Origin of the sequence: Sulfurovum sp. (genome assembly GCF_049668085.1) — a bacterium.
GTDB lineage: Bacteria > Campylobacterota > Campylobacteria > Campylobacterales > Sulfurovaceae > Sulfurovum.
Map to the genome: position 1 here is coordinate 1 of NZ_JBATIY010000166.1, position 6,345 is coordinate 6,345.

A 6,345-nucleotide genomic window follows, 5' to 3' on the forward strand; every position below is an offset into this window, starting at 1 on the left:
GCCAATGCAGGTGGCGTTGCTGTAAGTAATTTTGAGATGAGTCAAAATGCCGCGATGATAAAATGGACTTTTGAAGAAGTAGATGCCAAACTGAAATCGACGATGCAGGATATCTGTAAAGATGTTGCTGCTACTGCTAAAGAGTATGGTGTTGAGGGGAATTATGTCGATGGTGCAAATATTGCCGGGTTCAAGAAAGTTGCTGATGTCATGATTGCTGAAGGAATATAATATGAGCAAAAAATATTTAATAGTAGGAGGCGTTGCCGGTGGTGCATCCGCTGCTGCAAGACTCAGAAGGCTTGGTGAAGAAGATGAGATCATCATGTTTGAAATGGGACCTCATGTCTCATTTTCAAACTGTTCCCTTCCCTATCGTTTAAGCGGTGAAGTGAAGAACACTGAAGACCTTGTCATGATGACACCTGAAAAGTTCAAAGGGATGTACAATATCGATGCACGGGTCAACAATGAAGTGATCGCTATTGACAGAGAGAATAAAGAGATCGAAGTCAAAAATCTTTTAGATGATACAACTTACAGAGAGTCTTATGACAAACTGATCTTATCTCCGGGAGCCCATCCTGTTGCTCCAAATCTACCGGGTATTGAAAAAGCCAATGTTTTCACCATAAGAAACGTGGTTGATATTGACAAACTGCATAGATTTATTGAAAAGACAAAACCTACAAGGATCACAGTAGCAGGTGCTGGATTTATCGGTATTGAAGTGGTAGAAAACCTTGTTCTTGCAGGGTATAATGTCACTTTGGTACAGTCCCCGCCTCAAATTCTTAACCAGATCGATGATGATATGGTACAGAGGCTTCACAAAGAAGTTATAGACCATGGTGTGGAATTAATATTAGGTGACAGGGTTGCTGCATTTGATACCAATAAAGTCATACTCAAGTCAGGTAGAGAGATCGAATCAGAAGTGGTGATCATGTCTATTGGTATTGTCCCTGCTACAGATATTGCTGTGAAAGCGGGTATCGAGACTGGTAAAAAAGGTGCCATAACAGTTGATGCCAATTATCTTACCAACGATCCTGATATCTATGCAGTCGGTGATGCCATTGAAGTCTATAACATTTTAACCCAAAGTAATGCACCACTTGCTCTTGCAGGACCTGCTCTCAAACAAGCACGTAGTGTTGCAGACCATATTCACGGTAGAAATATCAGCAACAATGGATATATCGGCTCTTCTATTGTGAAAGTGTTCAATATTAATGTTGCGAACACCGGTTTGAGTGAAAAAATGTTAGCAAATATGGATCTTGATTACGATGCTATTGTCATTGTGCCAAAAGACAAAGTAGGTATCATGCCTGATGCAGAAGACCTCGCATTTAAGCTTATCTTTGAAAAACCGACAGGCCGAATACTCGGTGCTCAGGCCATTGGTCTAGGTAATGTTGATAAACGCGTAGATGTCATCGCAACAGCGATCAAATTTGGTGCAACTGTGGATGACCTGCCCGATCTTGAACTCTGTTATGCTCCACCATTTGGTACAGGTAAAGATGTGGTGAATTTTTCTGGTTATGTTGCATCCAATATTCTTCATGGCGCATACAAGCAGGTCTCTTTCTCAAAAGTTCGTGAATTATATGAAGATGGTGCCTATATTCTTGATGTGCGAGAAACATATGAACTTGGGGATGAAGGTCAGCTAAAAAATGCGCATAACATTCCACTCTCACAACTTCGGGAAAGATTTGAAGAGATCCCCAAAGATGTACCTGTTTATGTACATTGTCGTTCAGGTCAGCGCTCATATAATGCCGTACTAGCTTTGCAGTCAAAAGGGTATAAACAGGTTTACAATATTGCTGCTGGATTTATGGGTATTCGATCATATGAATACTATAGAGACTTGACAACAGGAAGAGAACCAATTGTAGAAGATTACGGTTATTAGAGAGTAAAGACTCTCTAATGGCCTTATGCATGGTGTATATGTGTCATTATAACTTATCTATGTGACCATTAATATCCATGCTGAACCCACTGTAAGAAAAACAATAGTATTCACTAAAGTAACAATACCACCGACCCTATAGACCTCACCTGCTTCAATATAACCGCTTCCTAGATAAATCACATTTGAAGATGAACCTTGCGGAGTGATCATTGCGTTAAAGTTGGTTGCAAAAAGCAACATTAAAGCCATAAGTTCTGCAGGTACACCCGCTTCAATCGCAACACCTAAAAACACTGTAAAAAGTGCCAGCATCTGTGCGGTTTGTGAGACGAAGAAATAATGTATAAGCACATAAGAAAAGATAAGAATAACATAAGCAACAGGCCATGCCATTCCTTCCACCATAGTTGCTGCATTTTCTCCTACCCATCCCATAAAACCAAATTTATTCAAATAGACAGATATAGCATAAAGTATTGCAAACCAGACAAGTGTACCAAGAGCTTGTCCTTCACCATCAAGGTCTTTCATTGTAAAAACATTGGCGAGCATCAAGATACCTAAACCAAGAAAGGCTACAGCTGTTTTATTGATCACAGGAAAAAAAGATGAAGCGATCCATAAAGCCACCATACCTATAAAGACCGCACCCATGATCCATTCATTTCTGTGAATTTCTCCCATCTTATCTAGGGCTTGTTGTGCAATTTCTGGAGCATCCGGTGTCTCTTTCACTTCTGGAGGGTAGACTTTCATAAGGACCCATGGCAATAAAAAGTACAGTAAAATAACCGGAACAGAAGCTGCAATTGCCCATGAAGCATATGTAATATTAACACCAAATTCTTTTGCCATTTTAGCACCGGCAGGATTGGCTGCCATTGCTGTAAGCCAGAGAGAGGATGAAATAGTAAGTCCTGCCATAGAAGACATCATCAGGTAAGCCCCCAGTTTTTTACGGGTCCCGTCTGATACTTTTGATCCTGAGTCTGCTGCCAAAGCATTGACAATGGGAAAAAGTACTCCTGATCTGGCTGTGTTACTTGGAAAGGCAGGTGCAATGAACATATCGGCTGCGATAATTGAGTAAGAAAGACCTAAACTTGTTTTTCCAAATTTTTTAATGATCAAGAAAGCGATCCGCTTACCTAAACCAGACTTGATCACAGAGCTGGCAATTAGAAATGCTACGATAATAAGAAGGATCCAATCCTCTGCAAATCCACTAAATGCCTGTTTCGCTGTTAATGTACCAGTAAGAACAATAGCTGAAACTGCAAGTATGGAAGAAGTAAATATCGGCATAGCATTGAGTATTACGGCAAAAATAGCTGTGATAAATATAGCAAATAGATGCCAGGTAGATTGAGAGGTGAATTGAAGGTCTGAGGCGGGTAATTTGCTTATAAAAGCATCCAATCCGGATGGTACCGGCAGAAACCAGAGGATAAGACCAAAAAGCAGAACTATCAGTTGAAGCCTACGCTGTTTTGTTCTTTCACTTAAATGACGTGACATCTTTTTCCTTTTAAATACGCTAGTCTGAGGTTAAATCATAACATATTTAAAGCTGTTTGTACTATTGGTTTTAACTATAATATAAAAAATAGGACTTTTTGTATAATTGAAATTGAAAAAATAGTGATATAATCTAAATGACTCAAGCAATGAAAATACTATAAATGCAGGATGATTTTTTATCATCCACCTATTAAAAGGAATAAACAATGGAAAATAGAGCTCATAAACATTCTTTAATAAGCAGAGGAGTTGGCATACTCTCTGTTGCATGTGCTTCATTCATTTTGATGAGTGCAGCAGTTGAGGCAAAAGGACCGCTTAACGTCTCTGCACAGGAGGTCAAACAGATTAGTTTGACCGAGGAAAGAATACAAAGTGTTTTGAATGACGCATACGCAAAATTCAAAGACAATCAGGATGGGAAAAATGCCGACTACATTAAAGCGCTTGCTGTAGTTGACTCTAAAATATTTGGGATCACCCTTGTCACTGCAGATGGAAAAGTCTATGAAGTAGGAGATACAAAAGAAGCGGTCTCCATTCAATCTATCTCCAAAGTTTTCACTGCAGCTAAAGTGATACAGGAAAAAGGAGATAAGTTCCTTCAGGAAAAGATTGGGGTGAATGCCACAGGCTTGGCATTTAACTCTATTATCGCAATAGAACAGCATGGAGGCAGTGCTTCAAATCCATTTGTTAATGCGGGTGCTATTCAGTCTACGAGCTGGGTGGAAGCGAAAGATTCAAAAGAGCGCTGGGCAAAGATCAAAACATATATGGATGATTTTGCAGGACGGAAACTTCCATTTAATGAAGAAGTATATCAATCAGAGGTCAATGACAACAAACGTAACCAGGCAATCTCAAAACTCCTTGATGCTAACGGACGTATGGGTTCAGATCCTTTGGAAGCAACCACGGTATACACGAAACAATGTTCAGTCAATATTTCGTCACATGACCTGGGTATGATGGGTGCAACATTTGCTAATGACGGCATCAATCCTCTTACCAAAAAGAAAGTGATTGATGAGGAGTATGTTCCACATATCCTTGCTGTAATGGCAACTGCTGGACTTTATGATAATGCAGGTGACTGGCTCTATCTTACCGGAACACCGGCAAAAAGTGGTGTAGGTGGTGGTATCTTAGCCATCGTACCGGGGAAAATGGGTATAGGTGTTGTTTCTCCACCACTTGATAAATATGGGAACAGTGTACGTGGTCAACAGGCAGCCGCATATATTATCGATAAATTGGGTCTTAACCCTTTTGCACAATAAATAAGGGTAAAAGATGAAACTACCATACTCTAAAACGTTGTTACTAGCATTACTCCCTGTCATCGGGACATCGTTACATGCTGCAGAATCTCTTGTGGTATCCGATGTACCTAATGCTAACTATGGCCATGAACCAGTAACCCATACAGATGAGAAAAAAGATGGCTATCTGCTGGGTGAAGGATGGAAAGTTACAGGTGATATGAGAATTGGTTATGTTAACTATGACTATAGCAATTCACCAAAGAATCCAGATCTGACCATTAACAAAGGGCATTTGGATTCAAAAGGTATTTATTTTATCCCTAAACTCTCTATAACTTCTCCTGTATATAACGGTTTTTCTTTTAAGATCACTGGTGGAGGAGTAACTGATTTTGGCATTAATGATGAGATCTATGAAAGTAGAACTTTTGCTTTTGGGGATGGAAGCTCTTATGCTATATTTCAAGAAGCCTATGTCAAATATGAGCATGGTGGTCACGTTTTTCTTGCTGGTAATTATGAACTCTCTACACCTATGGTTGATGCAGATGACTGGTACCTCTTTGCCAATACCTTTCAAGGTGCATACTATAAAAATACAACCATCGAAAATATAGCTTTTGCAGGTGGATATGTCTATAAAATGGCAGGTGTATGGGATGGTGGTGCAACAGATCCACATCGTTTTCACTCTATGGCAGATCAGTCATATGTTGACCAAAGAGACAAAAACAATGCCGGTGATGCAGGTATGTGGGCAGGTATGTTTAAGTATGAAAAAGATGCGCATAATTTTCAAATATGGGACTATTATGCAGTAGATCTCTACAATACACTGTTTGCACAATATGATTATGCCGGAGAGTTCGACGGTGGAAACTATACTGCGGGTGCACAACTTATAAACTTTAAAGATGTCGGTGACAATACCTATACACCAATAGATTACAGTATATACTCTCTTAGGTTTGATGGTAAGTTTGATAACGGTTTTGACTTTTCGACAGGTGCAGCGTTCTATACAGATGGTCCCGGTGCAGGAGCAACACTTGGTGCCTGGGGTGGATATCCTTATTTGGCAAATGGTATGATCTTCCATTTCTTTGAAGCAGGAGATATGACAAATGCGAACTCTTATAAAGCACAGGTCGGATATGACTTTGGAGATCAGGGCGTGGAAGGTTTATGGGTAGGGGCAAGATATACCTATTTTGATCTTGATCCTAAATATTCAGTATCGTCTTCAACTGGATTAGGACAGGATAGACAGCATAACTATGGTCTTCGTGTGAGTTACAATGATCCATCTGGCATCTATTTTACGGGAACATATGAATATGTAGATCTTGATCAGCAGCCAAGTATAGATGCACTTAGACTTATTGGCGGATATAAGTTTTAACTCCCGACCATGTATGTAAGCTGTAGAGATACAGCTTCTTAACACTTGTACCAAACATCAACTCCATATAAATAATGGATAAGCTTATGGATATTGAATATGGTGAACTACCCAATCTCTAAAGAAGATTGGGCTTCTTGTTTCATCATGCCGTGATTTCTAACAGATGTTAGAAACTCTATGACACTCCACAAGCTTTGATTTCGGTAGTTCCTACCGTATTT

At 39.7% G+C, this 6,345-nt stretch carries 4 protein-coding genes and 1 pseudogene; 4 read left to right on the top strand and 1 reads right to left on the bottom strand.

What is annotated here, in order from left to right; genetic code table 11:
* Together WBM70_RS10040 and WBM70_RS10045 are read left to right on the top strand one after the other, a co-directional pair.
* Positions 1-231: pseudogene (locus WBM70_RS10040) on the top strand (NADP-specific glutamate dehydrogenase); the annotation flags it as partial.
* A 1-nt stretch (position 232) separates the two neighbouring features.
* Positions 233-1,927 carry an FAD-dependent oxidoreductase gene (locus tag WBM70_RS10045; protein WP_424558372.1) on the top strand — a complete coding sequence of 565 codons (1,695 nt, stop codon included), beginning with the start codon at positions 233-235 and terminating at the stop codon, positions 1,925-1,927.
* A gap of 57 nt (positions 1,928-1,984) precedes the next feature.
* On the opposite strand, the gene WBM70_RS10050 is transcribed toward WBM70_RS10045, so the two are convergent.
* Positions 1,985-3,448: a DASS family sodium-coupled anion symporter gene (locus WBM70_RS10050; RefSeq protein ID WP_424558373.1), complete on the bottom strand. Its 1,464-nt coding sequence runs from the start codon at positions 3,446-3,448 to the stop codon at positions 1,985-1,987.
* 209 nt (positions 3,449-3,657) lie between these two features.
* Here WBM70_RS10050 and glsA point away from each other — a divergent pair, with 209 nt between their 5' ends.
* Together glsA and WBM70_RS10060 are read left to right on the top strand one after the other, a co-directional pair.
* Positions 3,658-4,734, top strand: coding sequence for a glutaminase A (gene glsA / locus WBM70_RS10055; RefSeq protein WP_424558374.1), 1,077 nt, complete (start codon positions 3,658-3,660; stop codon positions 4,732-4,734).
* A gap of 13 nt (positions 4,735-4,747) precedes the next feature.
* Positions 4,748-6,121, top strand: a complete 1,374-nt coding sequence (locus tag WBM70_RS10060) for an OprD family outer membrane porin (RefSeq protein WP_424558375.1) — start codon at positions 4,748-4,750, stop codon at positions 6,119-6,121.
* Positions 6,122-6,345 lie beyond the last annotated feature (224 nt).